The 15389-nt window shown below is 58.6% G+C and carries 13 protein-coding genes and 1 pseudogene; 7 read left to right on the top strand and 7 right to left on the bottom strand.

Annotation, left to right across the window (positions count from 1 at the left end; all coding sequences use genetic code 11):
* Window positions 1-80: 80 nt before the first annotated feature.
* The gene (locus ACH2ED_RS05590) at window positions 81-1526 is read right to left on the bottom strand and encodes an FAD-binding oxidoreductase (protein WP_395089220.1); all 1446 of its coding nucleotides are present in this window, start codon (window positions 1524-1526) and stop codon (window positions 81-83) included.
* Between the two features lie 69 nt (window positions 1527-1595).
* Here ACH2ED_RS05590 and ACH2ED_RS05585 point away from each other — a divergent pair, with 69 nt between their 5' ends.
* Both ACH2ED_RS05585 and ACH2ED_RS05580 read left to right on the top strand, forming a co-directional pair.
* Window positions 1596-4772, top strand: coding sequence for a PAS domain S-box protein (locus ACH2ED_RS05585; protein ID WP_395089219.1), 3177 nt, complete (start codon window positions 1596-1598; stop codon window positions 4770-4772).
* 1 nt (window position 4773) lies between these two features.
* Entirely contained in the window at window positions 4774-5922 is a 1149-nt protein-coding gene (locus tag ACH2ED_RS05580; RefSeq protein WP_395089232.1) for a DUF3748 domain-containing protein, read from the top strand.
* On the opposite strand, the gene ACH2ED_RS05575 is transcribed toward ACH2ED_RS05580, so the two are convergent.
* Entirely contained in the window at window positions 5911-6288 is a 378-nt protein-coding gene (locus ACH2ED_RS05575; RefSeq protein ID WP_395089218.1) for a hypothetical protein, read from the bottom strand. The genes ACH2ED_RS05580 and ACH2ED_RS05575 overlap by 12 nt on opposite strands.
* Window positions 6289-6356: 68 nt before the next feature.
* On the opposite strand from ACH2ED_RS05575, the gene ACH2ED_RS05570 reads away from it, so the two are divergent.
* Both ACH2ED_RS05570 and ACH2ED_RS05565 read left to right on the top strand, forming a co-directional pair.
* On the top strand, window positions 6357-7592 hold the full coding sequence (locus ACH2ED_RS05570; protein WP_395089217.1) for an MFS transporter: 1236 nt from the start codon (window positions 6357-6359) through the stop codon (window positions 7590-7592).
* Complete coding sequence (locus tag ACH2ED_RS05565; protein WP_395089216.1) at window positions 7589-8671, top strand: exo-alpha-sialidase; 1083 nt, start codon at window positions 7589-7591, stop codon at window positions 8669-8671. Before ACH2ED_RS05570 ends, ACH2ED_RS05565 begins: the two co-directional genes overlap by 4 nt.
* On the opposite strand, the gene ACH2ED_RS05560 is transcribed toward ACH2ED_RS05565, so the two are convergent.
* Complete coding sequence (locus ACH2ED_RS05560; protein WP_395089215.1) at window positions 8668-8877, bottom strand: hypothetical protein; 210 nt, start codon at window positions 8875-8877, stop codon at window positions 8668-8670. The genes ACH2ED_RS05565 and ACH2ED_RS05560 overlap by 4 nt on opposite strands.
* Window positions 8878-9095: 218 nt before the next feature.
* Between ACH2ED_RS05560 and ACH2ED_RS05555 the strand changes: the two genes are divergently transcribed.
* Window positions 9096-9674, top strand: coding sequence for a discoidin domain-containing protein (locus ACH2ED_RS05555; protein WP_395089214.1), 579 nt, complete (start codon window positions 9096-9098; stop codon window positions 9672-9674).
* 14 nt (window positions 9675-9688) lie between these two features.
* On the opposite strand, the gene leuS is transcribed toward ACH2ED_RS05555, so the two are convergent.
* Complete coding sequence (gene leuS, locus ACH2ED_RS05550) at window positions 9689-12376, bottom strand: leucine--tRNA ligase (RefSeq protein WP_395089213.1); 2688 nt, start codon at window positions 12374-12376, stop codon at window positions 9689-9691.
* A 76-nt stretch (window positions 12377-12452) separates the two neighbouring features.
* Between leuS and ACH2ED_RS05545 the strand changes: the two genes are divergently transcribed.
* On the top strand, window positions 12453-12719 hold the full coding sequence (locus ACH2ED_RS05545) for a hypothetical protein (RefSeq protein ID WP_395089212.1): 267 nt from the start codon (window positions 12453-12455) through the stop codon (window positions 12717-12719).
* Here the strand turns inward: ACH2ED_RS05545 and ACH2ED_RS05540 are convergent.
* Both ACH2ED_RS05540 and ACH2ED_RS05535 read right to left on the bottom strand, forming a co-directional pair.
* Window positions 12683-13120 carry an HNH endonuclease gene (locus ACH2ED_RS05540; RefSeq protein ID WP_395089211.1) on the bottom strand — a complete coding sequence of 146 codons (438 nt, stop codon included), beginning with the start codon at window positions 13118-13120 and terminating at the stop codon, window positions 12683-12685. The two genes, ACH2ED_RS05545 and ACH2ED_RS05540, sit on opposite strands and share 37 nt — an antisense overlap.
* Window positions 13120-13494 carry a hypothetical protein gene (locus ACH2ED_RS05535; protein ID WP_395089210.1) on the bottom strand — a complete coding sequence of 125 codons (375 nt, stop codon included), beginning with the start codon at window positions 13492-13494 and terminating at the stop codon, window positions 13120-13122. The genes ACH2ED_RS05540 and ACH2ED_RS05535 overlap by 1 nt, the downstream gene beginning before the upstream one ends.
* Before the next feature lie 42 nt (window positions 13495-13536).
* Here ACH2ED_RS05535 and ACH2ED_RS05530 point away from each other — a divergent pair, with 42 nt between their 5' ends.
* Entirely contained in the window at window positions 13537-14955 is a 1419-nt protein-coding gene (locus tag ACH2ED_RS05530; protein ID WP_395089209.1) for an alcohol dehydrogenase catalytic domain-containing protein, read from the top strand.
* A gap of 8 nt (window positions 14956-14963) precedes the next feature.
* Here the strand turns inward: ACH2ED_RS05530 and ACH2ED_RS05525 are convergent.
* Window positions 14964-15389: pseudogene (locus tag ACH2ED_RS05525) on the bottom strand (hypothetical protein); the annotation flags it as partial.

The raw sequence follows: 15389 nt of genomic DNA, 5'->3' as shown, positions 1-15389 counted from the left end.
CCGCTACAAGGCTTCCATCATCCTGAGTAATTTCCCAGAAGAAGCAGCCCGAACCCAGTCGGGATAGTAGCCGAGAAGCATCATATCCCTGATGCCCGTGCTGCGATTCCTTTGAGCTGCGCTTCGTCCGCGCGGGGTAGGTGCGGGCAGCAGTTGCCGCCCACGGGAAAGAGCTTGCCGGGGTTGAGTAAGTCATCCGGGTTGAAGACCGAGCGCAGGCGCAACATGGTGTCTATATCATCCTCGGTGAACATCATGCTCAGAAACTCTTGCTTCTCCAGCCCAATCCCGTGCTCGCCGGTCAGTGCGCCCCCGACATCCACACACGCGCGGAGAATATCGCCCCCGGCGGCCAGCACGCGCTTGACTTCGTCGGGATCACGCTCATCAAAGAGCACGACAGGGTGAAGATTGCCGTCGCCCGCGTGAAACACATTGGCGATCTTAAGATTATGCTTTGCCGCAATCCCCTCGATCTCCTTGAGAATCTGAGGGAGCTTGGTGCGTGGCACGACCCCGTCTTGCGTGGCGTGCGACGGCGCGAGGCGGCCCAGGCAGCCGACGGCCTTCTTACGCGCCGTCCAGAGCTTGGCCCGCTCCGCCGGGTCTTTTGCCACCTCGACGCGAATCGCGCCACCCGCAATGCAGAGCGCCTCCACGCGCGATGCCTGGAGCGCAATGCCGATCTCTGCGCCGTCCACTTCGACCAATAACACTGCCCCCGCATCTATCGGCAGGCCGAGCTTATAGGTTTCCTCCACCACGCGCAGAATAGTCTGGTCAATCATCTCCAGCGCGGCGGGGACAATCCCCTCGGCGATGATGGCGGAGATCAGATTCGTGGCAGTCAGCACGGAGTCACAGACCACGAGCAGCGTGCGAATGGCCTCGGGGTTGGGGACGATCTTAACGGTGGCTTCGGTGATAATTCCCATTGTCCCCTCCGAGCCAACCAGGACGCCCAGTAAGTCGTAGCCGTGTTCGTCGGCGTCTATCTCCATGATCTGGCCATCGGGAAGCACCACCTGCACCGCCAGAATATGATTAACCGTGACGCCGTATTTCAGCGTGTGCGGCCCGCCCGCATTGTTGGCGATATTGCCCCCAATTGTACTAGCGCCTTGCGACGATGGATCTGGCGCGTACTGATAGCCGTCGGCTGCCACTGCCTTTGTCAGGTAGGTATTGACAGCCCCCGCTTGCGCCCGTACACGCCGGTTGGCAGTGTCCACGGAGAGAATCGCATTCATCCGCGAGAGGCAGAGCAGCACCGCGTCTTCACGCGCCATCGCACCACCCGACAGACCCGTTCCCGCGCCACGGGGCACCATAGGAACACTGAAGTCTTTGCAGAGCTTGGCAATCGCCGCCACCTGATCCGTGAGCCGGGGTAGCACGATCACACCAGGGCGTGCCTTGGCGAGGGTGTAGGCATCGGAAGCATAGGCTTCACGCTGCGCATCAGCGAGCCGGATGCCGTCTTCTCCGACAATATCCTTGAGGCGGTTGATAAATCGCGGATCCATATTGGCATTGTACCTGGATCTCTCTCCACCTTGCCTCGAGTGTCCCGTTGCGGGTATCCTTCCCAAAGAATGAAAGCGCTCTTACAACAAAGCCGATACTGGAGCGACATTGAGGAAGCACTCAATGTTCACGCCAGCGTGGCGATTACAGACTCCAAAGGGATTATTATCTACGTCAATGATAAGTTCTGTGCCGTTTCACAGTACTCCTCAGAAGAGCTTCTTGCTCAGGATCACCGGATCATTAACTCGGGATACCATGCCAAAGAGTTTATGGAAGAGCTCTGGACAACCATTGCGGCAGGCAACATCTGGCGTGGTGAACTTAGAAATCGTGCTAAAGACGGCTCTTTTTATTGGGAAAACACCACGATTGTGCCTCTTCAAGACAGTGAGCAGGTATCCTATCACTACGTCTCCATTCGCACCGATATTACCGAAGAGAAGGCCATTGCGACACGCGAGTTGCATAATCTTGCCCTCGTTGCTGGCGGGGCACCACTCTCCGACGTACTCCAGGCTATTGTCCAGAGCACTGAGGCACGAAATCCCGGAATCTTGTGTAGCATTCTTCTTCTTGACTCCGACGAGACCCACTTGCTTCTCGGAGCGGCTCCTAGTCTGCCCGATACCTTCAATGATGCGATCCAGGGGCTTCCTATCGGCCCTGAAGTGGGTTCTTGTGGGACTGCGGCATACCTAGGACAGCGTGTTATTATTGAGGACATTCAAACCCATCCCTTTTGGGAAGATTATCGTGATGTCGCTTCGGAAGCAGGGTTACGAGCGTGCTGGTCGGAGCCTATCCTCAGCTCGGGGGGCAAGGTTCTGGGGACATTCGCCATTTATCACCGCCAGGTATGTGCTCCCAGCGAGACGGAGATAGCGACGATTCATGCGGCTGGCACGCTGGCAGCAGTCGCTATCGAGCGCATTCAGTCGGAGCAGGCACGCTTGAAGTCAGAACATTCTCTGCGAGAGCGCGAGGCACGCCTCCAGGCGATAGTAAACCATCAGCCAGAGTGCGTGAAGGTGGTCGCACCCGATGGTACATTGCGGGAAATGAATCCCGCGGGCTTACAGATGATCGGCTGTGATTCCATCGAGACGATGCGCGGCCAATCCGTCTTTCAATTAGTCGTGGAGGATCACCGTGTGGCGTACCAGACCCTACATGATCAGGTGGTTCGCGGCGAGACGGGTACCCTAGAGTTTGATATTGTCAGTTTCACCGGTGAGCGCCGCTCGATGGAAACTCACGAAGTTCCTCTGTACGATGCCTCGGGCAATATCGAGGCTGTCTTGGGACTGACCCGAGATATCACGGCACGGAAGCAAGCGGAAAGCGACTTGCGCACGATTGTGAGCCATGCCCGCTGCCTGTTATGGTCAGGAACCGTCGAAGACCCAGGAGATTCCAAACTCCACTGGGATGTCCGTTTTCAGGACGAAGAGGCGGCCCATCGTTTTCTTCCCGTTCCGCTTATCCCCGACCAAGACTTTACGCAGGCCTGGTACAAAGCACGCCATCCAGAGGATCATGTGCGTGCCAACCAGCTGAGCTATCAAAAGCTTCGTGCGGGAGAGAGCTACTCACAGGAGTTCCGCTGCTATCTTGACGATGGTTCCTTGCGCTGGATTAAGGAGGATGTCGAAGTGCAGGTCTTGGGCGAGCGTCTCTGGAGGGTCATTGGTGTCTGCACGGATATCACGCCCCAGAAACAAATCGAAACGGACTTCCAGTACCTAATGACCGGAGCCCACTGCTTGCTCTGGCACGCAACCGTTACTGATGGGGGAGAAGATCTCGACTGGCAGCTCGATGTCTCCAATGAGGCAGCGGCAGCGGACTTTCTTCCTGTCGTGCAGGTACTGGGACAATCCTACACCGAAGCCTGGATCGCCAGCCGGATTCAGGAGGACTGGCCGGATAACGATCGAACTTCCGCTATCGCGATTCGCTCCGGACAGGACTATAGCCAGGAGTTCCGCTGTCGGCGCGACGATGGCACGGTAGTCTGGCTTAAAGAGGATGTTGAGGTGGCGACACTGGCTCCGGGTCGCTGGCGTGCCGTGGGAGTCTGTACCGATATTACCCAGCTCAAGTACCACGAAGCTGCCCTTCAGGAGAGTGCCGACCATGACCCGCTCACAGGGCTACTCAACCACCGAGTTTTTCACAAGCGCTTAGAGGAAGAAGTGGCACGCGCCCAGCGTGACGGAAGCACGCTCGCCGTGGTGATGATGGATCTAGACAACTTTAAGTTCTTCAATGATGTCTATGGTCATGTTATCGGGGATGAAGTTCTTCGCTTGGTGGCGCAACGTCTGCGTGAGATCTGTCGTGCGTATGACGCGATCTCGCGCTTTGGAGGAGACGAGTTTGCTCTGCTCTTGCCAGGGATTGAAGTAGCTGCCCTCCCTGAACTAGAGGCACGCCTTCGCTCGCAGCTAAAGCTGTCGTTTCAGCCTCCTCACCAGGAAACGCAGATACCGATCACCGTCTCCTTGGGAGTGGCGATTTTTCCCCCTACCCCACTTGAGCCGTTTGCACCCGTTCCCGATTGGCATGATGCGATCCGACTGGCCGACGAGCGTCTGCGCCACGCGAAGACAGGAGGCATGAGAGATAATGCAGCGACACTCACACGTGAGCGGGCAGGCAGTACTTTCCAAGGCTTCTCAATGCTTGATGCCTTGGTAACCGCAGTAGACAATAAAGACCGCTATACCAAGCATCATTCCGAAGATGTTCTGATGTATAGCCTTCAGCTCGCCCGTCTTCTTGGGCTGGATGAGACCGCCCTGCAGAACGTGGCTGTGGCAGCGCTCCTGCACGATGTGGGGAAGATTGGAGTGCCCGATGCCATCCTGCGCAAGCCTGGTGCGCTCACCTACGAGGAGCTAGGGGCGATTCAGCAACACCCCGTCATGGGGGCTGTGATTGTCGCCGCGGTTCCTGGGCTCGAAGAAACGCTCCCCGCCATTCGTCACCACCACGAGCGCTGGGATGGAAAGGGCTATCCCGATGGACTCGTGGGGGAGGAAATCCCGCTCGTCGCACGCTTGATGGCGGTGGCCGACGCGTTCTCCGCGATGACTACGGATCGTCCTTACCGCCAGGGAATGCCGTCATCGCGTGCCCTGGAAATCCTGGAGGAAGGCGCGGCAGCCCAGTGGGATCCCGAGGTAGTCAGGCTCTTTTTGCAGTGCCAACGTGAGAAGGCTAGTACCCCAAGGCTCTGAGATGCCAGAGCAGCAAGTGACGCACGGCCCCGGCGGGCGGATTCTTACCAATACAAATGTCTGGTCGCCGGACTCGGAGTGGCTGGTCTACGACACGCGCTCGGACCGCGACGGCTCGGTCTTTGACGGCAGTTCTATCGAGCGTGTCCGGGTGAAGACCGGCGAGGTACAGCGGCTCTTTGAGGCGAAAAACGCAGCGCATGTCGGGGTAGCGACACACCATCCGAGCGACAATAAGATTGTGTTTATTCACGGGCCGGAGAACCCGACGCTGGACTGGAGCTATGGGGTTTCCCACCGGCAGGGTATGGTGGTAAGTACCGACACGCTCGTCGCCCTGCCGCTCGATGCGCGTGACTTAACCGCGCCAGGGACGCCCGGAGCGCTACGCGGCGGCTCGCACGTGCATGTCTGGCACCCGAAGGGCGACTGGCTGAGCTACACCTACAACGATGCGCTGGAAAATAGCGGAATACGGGAAGTGGGGGTTTGCTTTCCCAAGGCCGTCTCGGTGCCGAAAACCCACCCGCGCAACCACGACAGCACGCACTTCTCGTTTCTGGCAACCAGGAGCACACCAAACCCCAAGCCGGGTGGCGACGAAATCCGCCGCGCGTTTGAAGAGGGCTGGGTGGGCAGCTCGCGCACTCTAGCCTTTCTCGGCGAGACGCTCAAGGCTGATGGCACGCCGCACGTGGAAATCTTCCTGGCCGAGGGGCTGGAGATGCAGCGCCCAACACAGCGACGGCTGACCCACACCAAAAACGGCATCGCGCTGGCTCCAAGGCACTGGGTGCGCTCGTCACCCGACGGCTCCCAGCTCGCGTTTCTCATGGCCGACGACGCGGGGCTCATCCAGCTCTGGCTCATCTCTCCGAGCACGGGGACGCTTCGCCAGCTCACACGCAATAAGTTTCCCATCACCTCCGCCTTCACCTGGCACCCCGACGGCAGTCAGCTCGCGGTTATTGCGGATGGCTCGGTGATGACCATTGACACGGCGACGGGCAAGATGCGCCGTCTGACAAAGCGCACTAGTGACGCGCCGCTGGCGCTGGCCTGTGTCTTCTCCCCCGACGGCAAGCAGCTCGCATTTTTACGACATATCAGCGGAAGCAACCAGATTTATATCGTTCCATCAAGCACCTAGCGATACATGGGTCTTACCAGTGCGATCATCAATGTGGACGCCTGATGCTCCGACTTGAGTGACCTTGGGATCAACGAAAAAGACCCACCATTCCTGGTGTTTGCTACCATCTTTTTCCTGAACCGTGACATATCGTGCATCGACCTGGAGACCTTCATAGGGAAGATTGGCCTTACGAAATGCTTCCTGCGCGACCTGAACCGCCTCGGAGCGCCGGATGTGCGCCTTGGGAGGATCGACTTGTGGGAAGGATGGCGTTACGGGTGCTGGAGAACGCTCTCTCAAGAAAACCGTCCACGTAAAGAATAGACCAAGGCAGATACCACAGAGAACCATCCTCAGGTTTCGAGAAGATAGCGTTTTCATAGAGCCAGTATATCCTTGCGCTATTCTTAGTGCAGGTTTCACGGCTGGCGGTGCCGAACTAAAGCGGCATGAGCCGAAACTATAAATGGCACGTCGTGGTGATGCTGTGGTTTATCTGTTTCTTCAACTACGCCGACCGCCAGGCGATCTCCGCCGTCTTTCCCGTGCTCCAGAAAGAGTTCGGCTTTGATAAGCTCCAGCTCGGCCTGATCGGCTCGGCATTTATGTGGGTCTACGCTGCTGGCGCTCCACTGGCGGGCTTTATTGGGGATCGGGTGCGACGAAAAGACCTCATTCTCGGCGGCTGTGTCTTTTGGAGCCTTGTGACGATGGCAACCGGCTGGTGCGGCAAGCTCTGGCACTTTGTGACCGTGCGGGCGCTAGAGGGCTTTGGGGAGACGTTTTACTTTCCCGCGTCGATGTCTCTGGTGAGCGACTACCACGATAGAACCACCCGCTCCCGCGCCATGGCGGCGCACCAGTCGAGTGTCTACGCGGGAACGGTACTGGGGAGCTGGATTGGGGCCGTAATGGCCGAGAGCTTCGGCTGGCGCTCGGGGTTTTATCTCTTTGGTGGCCTCGGGCTCGTGCTAGCACTGGTACTCTACAAGATCTTGCGTGAGCCCGTGCGTGGCGAGAGCGAGCGCCCGCAAAGCGCCGATGTCCCGGCATCCCTGCCCCTGGGCGAGACGCTTCGGGCGATCTTCCGCACTCCCGTGGTGCCGCTGCTCATGCTGGCGTTTCTGGGGGCGAACTTTGTGGCGACGATTTTCCTGACTTGGACCCCGACGTTTCTGGTGGAGAAGTTCGGATTCAAGCTCGCGGCTGCCGGGCTCTCGGGCGCGGCGTTTATCCATATCGCCAGCGCGGTGAGTGTTCCCATTGCAGGCTTTCTCGCCGATAAACTCTCACAGAAACACCGGGGTGGACGTATTCTAATCCAGGCGACGGGTCTCTTGCTCGGGGCGGGTTTTGTCTGGGGAATCGGCCACGCGACCACAACGCCGCTGGTCATCGGTGCCATGACCGCATTTGGGCTCTGCAAGGGCTTCTATGACTCAGGAATTTTTGCGTCGCTCTACGACAATATCGAGCCCCGTGCCCGTGGGACAGCGGCGGGCATTATGAACACGGTCGGCTGGGGCGGCGGAGCGCTCGGGCCACTGTTTATTGGCTGGGCATCGAAAAATGGCAATGGCACCGAGATTCAAAACATGAGCAACGCGATTGGGCTGGGCGCGATTGCCTACGTCATCGCCGCCGTGCTGCTTCTTACTGCGGCTAGGAAGGCAAACCAACGATGAGCACGGTTCCTGGTATCGTCATCAATCATGTCCCCGCCAGCACTGGTATTTATATCGGCTCGCCCGGGCTAGCCGTTCTGACCAATGGAGACTATATCGCAAGCCACGATGAGTTCGGCCCCAAGAGCACCGAGCACATCAGAGCTGTCTCACATGTCTTTCGCTCCAAAGATAGGGGCAAGAGCTGGGAGAAGATCGCGACGATAAACGGCGCGTTCTGGTCGAACTTATTCGTCCACAAGAAGGTGCTCTATCTGCTGGGCACCGATAAGCACCACGGCAACGTGGTGATTCATCAGTCTACCGATGGCGGTGAGGGCTGGACGAGCGCGATTCTGCGCGGTGAGGGCGAGTACCACGGTGCACCCGTGCCGATTATCGAGCACAGGGGAAGGCTCTGGCGGGCGTTCGAGTGGCGCAATCCGCCCACCGCCTGGGGAATCAACTACCGCGCGGGCGTGCTCTCTGCACCCGTGAGCGCCGACTTAATGGAGCCGAAAAACTGGAGTGCGACCAACTTTCTCCCGAGCGACCGAAGCTGGAATGGGGGCGATATGGGCGCGTGGCTAGAGGGAAATGTGGTCGTCGCTCCCGACGGCTCACTCGTAGACATTCTGCGTGTCCAGACCAAGTCCCCCGATGAAAAAGCGGCGTGGGTGAAGATTTCGGACGATGGGAAAGTCGCGAGCTTCGACCCCGCGACGGGCTTCTTTGCCTTTCCCGGCGGTGCCAAGAAGTTCGCCATTCGCTGGGATAAAAAGAGCAAGCGCTACTGGAGCCTCGCGAGTATCGTCGGCGAAAAATTCCGGGCCGCCGATCCGGGCAAAGTGCGCAATACGCTGGCGCTCACCAGCTCAGCCAATTTACGCGACTGGGAAGTGCGCTCTGTGATTCTCTCGCACCCCGATACTATCCACCACGGATTTCAGTATGTCGAGTGGCGCTTTGAGGGCGAGGATATCATCGCCACCTGCCGCACGGCCTACGACGATGACTTCGCCGGGGCGCACAACAACCACGACGCGAACTTCCTGACCTTCCACCGGATTGAGGGCTTTCGGCAGAAGGTCGGAAGCTAGACGGGGAGCCCATTGCAAGAAAGACTACCCGGAATGGCAGAAACGCCAGCAAGTGTAGCCGACTGAGCGCGGGCATAGTCCCAGGAAGAGAAGCTCTGCCCCGCCATAAACGCTTCCTCGCCAAGGAGACTAAAGTGCTGAAACAGCGCCTCCGCGCTCATCCCCGGCGCGTAGAGTTCCGCCACTGAGGGTGAAGAAGTAGGCAATGGTGAGGACGATGCCAATCACGGCGATAGTACGCCTTGCCAGATCTGCCAGGTAAGAAACACGCCCATTGCTGCGATAAAGAGCCCGCCGAGCTGCTGTACCGGGCGAGAGACTTGTCTTGGTTCCATGATTCGCACTCTACCACCGGGCCGTTACGCAGACGTTACACGGGCTTGCAGGATGCGCTACAATAACGAAAGATATTAGGAGAGAACCCATGCCGCTACCGTTTATTCCGCTGATCCTGACCCCGCTTGTTTTTGCCGTCGCCAAGAAAGTGGCTGACAAGGCTCAGGCCGAAGCCGATGCTGCCAAAGCGCCCGATGCTGCTGCGGAGATTCCCGAAGTCTCCCCTGGGCCGCTCACCACAGGGGAAACGGAGACGGAGGATGCGCCGGTCGCCGTGCCTGAGCCGATTATCCTCGAAGCCACCCTGCCGCTCTTCCCCCTCACTGCCTCCAGCATCACCGACGGCCACGATGCCGTGCAGGCGGGTGATGGCGACCCCGAGACCTTCTGGCAGAGCGCCGAGTCGCGCGGCTGGCTCCAGCTCTCCTTACCGACGATGCAGGAAGTTCAGCGCGTGACGCTCTCGGAGGCGGGCGGCGAGCAGATTCAGCTCTTCGCCGTTGAGTACCGCCTCACCGACGACGGCCAGTGGCGCACGCTCTTTGCGGGCGAGAAGATCGGCGCTTTGCTGGTCGAGGAAGTCCCCCCGACACTCGCCCAAGCCATCCGCCTACAAATCCTCGCCAGCGACGCTCCCCCCGCCATCGCCGAGTTCGCGGTGGCGTAGAGCCGCCACTGGGTTTAACCGGCGACGATATTGACGAGCTTGCCGGGCACGACGATGATCTTGCGAATGGTCTTGCCCTCCAGCTCGGCGCGGACTTTATCCGAGTCTAGCGCGGCGGCTTCTAGCGCGTCGTTGTCCAGCCCGGCGGGGAGCGTGAGCTTCTCGCGAACTTTTCCATTCACCTGCACCACGACCATCACTTCCTCGTTGGCGGCGAGTAAGGGATCGCTGACAGGCCACTGGGTCTGATACAGAAAGCCTGTGCCGCCGAGTGCCGTCCAGAGCTCGTCGGCGAGGTGCGGGGCAAGCGGTGCCAGCAAGAGCACAAGTCCCTCCGCCGTTTCTCGTGCCGCCGGGTGCGCCACGCCCCCCGCGTTGCAGAACTTACGCAGGGCATCATGCAGGATCATCAGCGCGGAGACGACGGTGTTAAAGCGAAAACTCTCGATGTCGTCGGTCACTTTGGCGATGGTCTGGTGCAGCTTGCGTCGCAGCGTTTTCACGTCGGCGTCGGAAGCCCCCCCCGCCCCCACAAGTGGGGGAGCTTGCGCAATCCCCGATACCGTGTCCCAGACACGCGCTAGAAACCGGAACGGGCCGTTCATGCGCTCCTCGGACCACTGGATCGTGTCCTCAAACGGCGCTTCGAAGAGAATCAATGTGCGTAGAGAATCTGCGCCGTACTTGTCCGCCATCTCATCCGGGGTGACGGCGGTCTGCTTGGACTTGCTCATCTTCAGCCAGGAGAACTCGACCTCGATGGGCTCGGTTTTCTGCTGGCCGTCCACTTCGATAATACGCTCCGCCGGGATGGGGACTTTGTTGGCGTTGTACTGCGCGATCCACTTGTCGCGCGGGTAGCGCACAAACTCGCCGGGCTTGATAGCCTTGTCCGTGCCCGAGAGCACGGGGGTGAAGGCGTTGAGCATTCCCTGGTTTCGGAGCGCGGCAGCAGGCTCATCCACCGAGATCAGGCCCAGCTCATGAAAGAACTTGGTGAAGAAGCGGCAGTAGAGAAGGTGCCCGACGGCGTGCTCGCGCCCCCCGATGTACATGTCAATGGGCATCCAGTAGTCGGCAATAGCCTTGTCCCAGGCGGCATTCTCGTTGTGCGGGTCGGCGAATCTAAGAAAATACCACGACGAGTCCACGGAGCCCGCCATCGTGTCGGTCTCGCGCTCTGCGGGGCCACCACAGCTCGGGCAGGTTGTCTGGACAAAGCTCTCAATGGTCGAGAGGGGCGAGCGACCATCGGGGCCGGGCTTGTAGTTCTCGCAGTCGGGCAGGATCACGGGGAGCTGGTCTTCGGGCACGGGGATGATCCCACAGCTCGGGCAGTGCACCATCGGAATCGGCGTGCCCCAGTAGCGCTGGCGGGAGAGCAACCAGTCGCGCAGGCGGTACTGGATCTTTCCGCACCCACAGCCCTGCGCCTCGATCCATTTCACGACCTTGGGGACGATCACCCTCTTGTCCTGCGGCTCGCCCGAGAACGGCGAGCCCAGCGACTCTCGAAATATCCCGCCACTCGCGAAGGCCTCCGTCAGCGCACTCTCTATGGGTGTGTCGGCCTCGGCGTAGACCAGCACAATCGGCAGCTCGAACTTGCGGGCGAACTCGAAGTCGCGCTGGTCGTGGGCAGGAACCGCCATGATCGCACCCGTGCCGTAGCCGGTCAGAACATAGTCGGCGATCCAGATGGGAATCAGCGCTCCATTGACCGGGTTGGTCGCGTAGGCTCCCGTGAAAACGCCCGTCTTCTCCTTGCCCTCTGCCGTTCGGTCTTCGTCGGACTTCTTCGTCGCATCAACGGCGTAGGCTTCCACGACGGTTTTTTGCGCTTCGGTCGTAATCTGCGCCACCAGCGGGTGCTCCGGCGAGAGCACCATAAACGTCGCGCCCCACAGCGTGTCCGGACGCGTCGTGAAGACAGTTATGCCCCCCCCGCCCCCGTCGAACGGGGGAGCCAGCTTGAACTCCACTTCGGCGCCCTCACTGCGTCCGATCCAGTCGCGCTGCTGGGTTTTCAGGCCCTCTGCCCAGTCAATACCATCGAGGCCCGCCAGCAAGCGGTCCGCGTAGCTGGTGATCCGTAGCTTCCACTGTGGCAGAGGCTTCTTGATAACCGGGCCATCACAGCGCCAGCACTTGCCATCCACTACTTCCTCGTTGGCCAGCACAGTGCTCTCATTAACGCACCAGTTCACCGGAGCGGCATCACGATACGCCAGCCCTTTTTCGTAGAGCTTCAAAAACATCCACTGGTTCCAGCGGTAGTAGCTGGGGTCGGTAGAGTTGATCTCGCGGTCCCAGTCGTAGCTGACCCCGAGGATATTGAGCTGCTTCTTGTAGACCTCAGCCAGCGTCGGCACCACCGTGCGCGGGTTCACACCCCGCTTGATCGCGTCCTGCTCGGCGGGCTGCCCGAAGGCGTCCCAGCCCATCGGGTTTAAGACATTAAAGCCCTGCATCGCCTTGAAGCGGGCCACGACATCGCCGGGGACGTAGTTCTTGCAGTGCCCGACATGCAGGCCGGAGCCCGATGGATACGGGAACATCACAAGCACGTAGTACTTCTGCTTGCTCGTGTCTTGCGTGGCCTTGTGCACCTTTGCATCAGCCCAGCGGGCCTGCCACTTCTTCTCAATCTCGCGGAACGGATAGCGCCCGCCCCCACTCTCTTCAATTACAGCTTCGCTCATAGTCGTGTCCCCAAAGTATACCGCCTCTGTCGCTGGGGAGAGTTCGTGTGCTAAAATGCCGTGGAGGAAACCGTTCATGTCGATCTATCTTTGGGTTGCACTGGGCATCGTCACGCTGATCGGGATATGTCACCTTGCGCTTTTGGTAGAGGCCATCTCCGCAACCTACCAGATGCTCCGAGGCCGACGCCCGGACATTCGCAAAGGCGCGTGGCTGGCAAGCGGTAGCATCTTACATGATTCCATTGTGGACACTATCAACTACCAGAGCGCTTTGGATCATGAGCAGGCACAGCACTCCCTGGATCATAGTGATGGTAATTCTATTGGTGACGGCGGATGAATGCCAAAGGCTATCGCCATCCGTCGCCAACCGACGACGTTTTCCCGGTTGAGGCGGAGCCGTTCGATAGTCGCACGTCCTGTGGGCGTGATGCCAATCAGCTCTAGCCCGTCTTCACTCCAGAGAAAGTGCGTTGGCCAAAGATCCGTTCGTGGATTGTAAAGTAGGACAAGCTGATCGGTTAACGGATCCACGGCTTCGATGAAGTTATACTTGGCATTATTACAGCCCTGACAAGAGTAGGCCAGGTTTGCCAAGACCGTTTGTCCACCGAGCGACTCGGGGTGAATGTGCTCCACGGAGAACGGATACGGACAGAAACTTGCATGGCAACGGCAATACTCGCAAAGGTGGTTTGCTCTGGTGACAACCTCACGACGTAGTCGTTCTGAAACAGCCATTAGTTTTTGGGAAGCAAGCTAAAACGAGCCGCAGCCTCCAGAGGGTTTTCACCACGTAAACTTGCGAGTTTGGCAAGGTTTTCCCAGCGCCGTAGATGATCCCCCTCAACAGTATCTGTCAAGCTCTGAAGCTCATCGTACTCGGTTGCACTGAGAGTTTCTACACGGCGCTTTTCTATTAGGGCTTCGTAGCGCGTGCGAACGGCAAGCAACAGCGGGCGGTTGATCTCCGCGATAAGCTCCGTTTCTGTAACAGGCAGTGAGGAACGAACCTGAACCGTGACTTCCTGGCCACGCAGGGCTTCCGGTAGGTTTAAAAGCAAGCTACCATCAGCAGTAACTCGTGTTCGGCGTTCCAAAATCGCACTTCCCATAGCCCTATTCTATCGCGTAGACATGATGCGCTACAATAGACTGTGATTCCTGAAACCCTTCCGACTTCCTACAAGCGCTGGCATCTCTATGGCGCGGGGCTGGACAGTGTCCGGCTCGAAACGGTGCCGCTGGTGATGCCTGGCCCGGATGAGATTCTGGTACGCCACGATGCCTGTGGCATTTGTTTTTCCGACATCAAGATCATCAATCTGGGCGGTGAGCACCCACGATTAACCGGGCGCGACCTGGCAAACAACCCCGTGGTGATGGGGCACGAGGTGACTCTGACCGTGGTGGCCGTGGGTGAGGATCGCGCAGCGCAGTTTGCTATCGGGGATCGCTTTATTGTGCAGGCCGATGTCTACTACAAAGGCACGAATCTGGCGTACGGCTACGCGATCACGGGCGGGATGAGCCAGTACGGACTGATCGGGAGTGAGCTGCTCGACGGCGACGAGGGCTGCTATTTACTGCCCCTTGATGCTACTTCGAACGATGCCGAGGGCGCTCTGGTGGAGCCCTGGGCTTGTGTCGAAGCTTCCTATCGCTGGGTACATGGCACGGAGCCGACACTACGCTTTGACACCACACCCTCACCGGAAGAGTTTGAGGCGGGGGCAAAAACACTCACCAAAAATGGGGTGGCCCTGCTCAACTTCGATACGCCGCTCTCTCGCCCTGTTGCAGTAGATGTGGGCCGGGTGCACTACGATGGTCATGCCTATATCGGGCCGCGCTCCAATAGGCGTAACGAAATCAAGGGAGGCGGGGCTTCGTGGTTTATTGGGGCCGCCGGGCCGATGGGGATGATGCACGCCCAGCGCGCACTCGCCCTCCCCGCGCCCCCCCGCCTGCTGCTCATCACGGATCGCCATGATGCCCGCCTGCAAGCCGTCGCCGATCGCTTCGGCCCGCTGGCAAAAGAGCGCGGGGTTGAGCTGATCCTCTGCAATGTCCGCACCGGCCCCGCGCCAGACTTAAAAGCCATTGCTCCCAACGGCTTCGACGATATTGTGGTGATGGTGCCGAGCATCGAGGCCATTGAGCAGAGCTTCCCGCACTTAGCCGAGAACGGCATCCTCAATGTCTTTGCCGGACTCGCACGTGGAATGACCGCAAACATTGATGTCTCCGACATCTGCTTCAAGAACGTGCGGATCGTGGGGACATCGGGCTCCAGCATTGCCGACATGTATGCCGTAAAAGAAAAACTTGAAGCCGGGACGCTCGCGACGGGCGACTCGCTCGCGGCAATCGGTGGCCTAGAAACCTTCGCGGAGGGACTGGCCGCCGTGAAAAATAGCCGATTTTCAGGCAAGACGGTGATCTATCCGCACGTCGAGAACCTGCCACTCACCGCGCTCTCGGATCTGAAAACCATCCGCCCTGCCGTCTACGAAAAGCTCCGTGACGGACAGTTCTGGACCGATGCGGCGGAAGAGAGTTTATTGCACCAATAGAATACCAATTAAAAATCCTTACTCACTTGATCTAAATCATCTACACTATTGAGAGGTGAGTACATTACACTCCGTGGATCAGAGTTCACTGGGATCCGGTAGTACATCGCACCAATATTTTTACGGATGAGTTTATTTATCCGTGAAAAAGTAAGTTTCTGGTTTCTTGGCTCCCTGTAGTTCTGAGGATCAAGACGGTAAGTAGAAACAACGGCGATGGCATCCTCAACATCTCGGCCATTCACTTTTTTTAATCCGTCAAAGAAGGAACGTTTTGAAAAAATAAAATTCAGACGAGGTTCTTCTGGATCAAAAATGTCAACGGTTGTTAATCCGATGTAACTGCTCAGGTCAAGTTGTAGCCGGAACAATGGGGTTTCCACGGAAGACCGAGAGTAAGCCTTCACGAGGAGAAATACCCTGTTTGCGAAGCG

It is taken from the genome of Armatimonas sp., assembly GCF_043757465.1.
Lineage (GTDB): Bacteria > Armatimonadota > Armatimonadia > Armatimonadales > Armatimonadaceae > Armatimonas.
The sequence above is the reverse complement of the archived record's forward strand: the minus strand, read 5'-3'. Positions and strand labels throughout refer to the sequence as shown.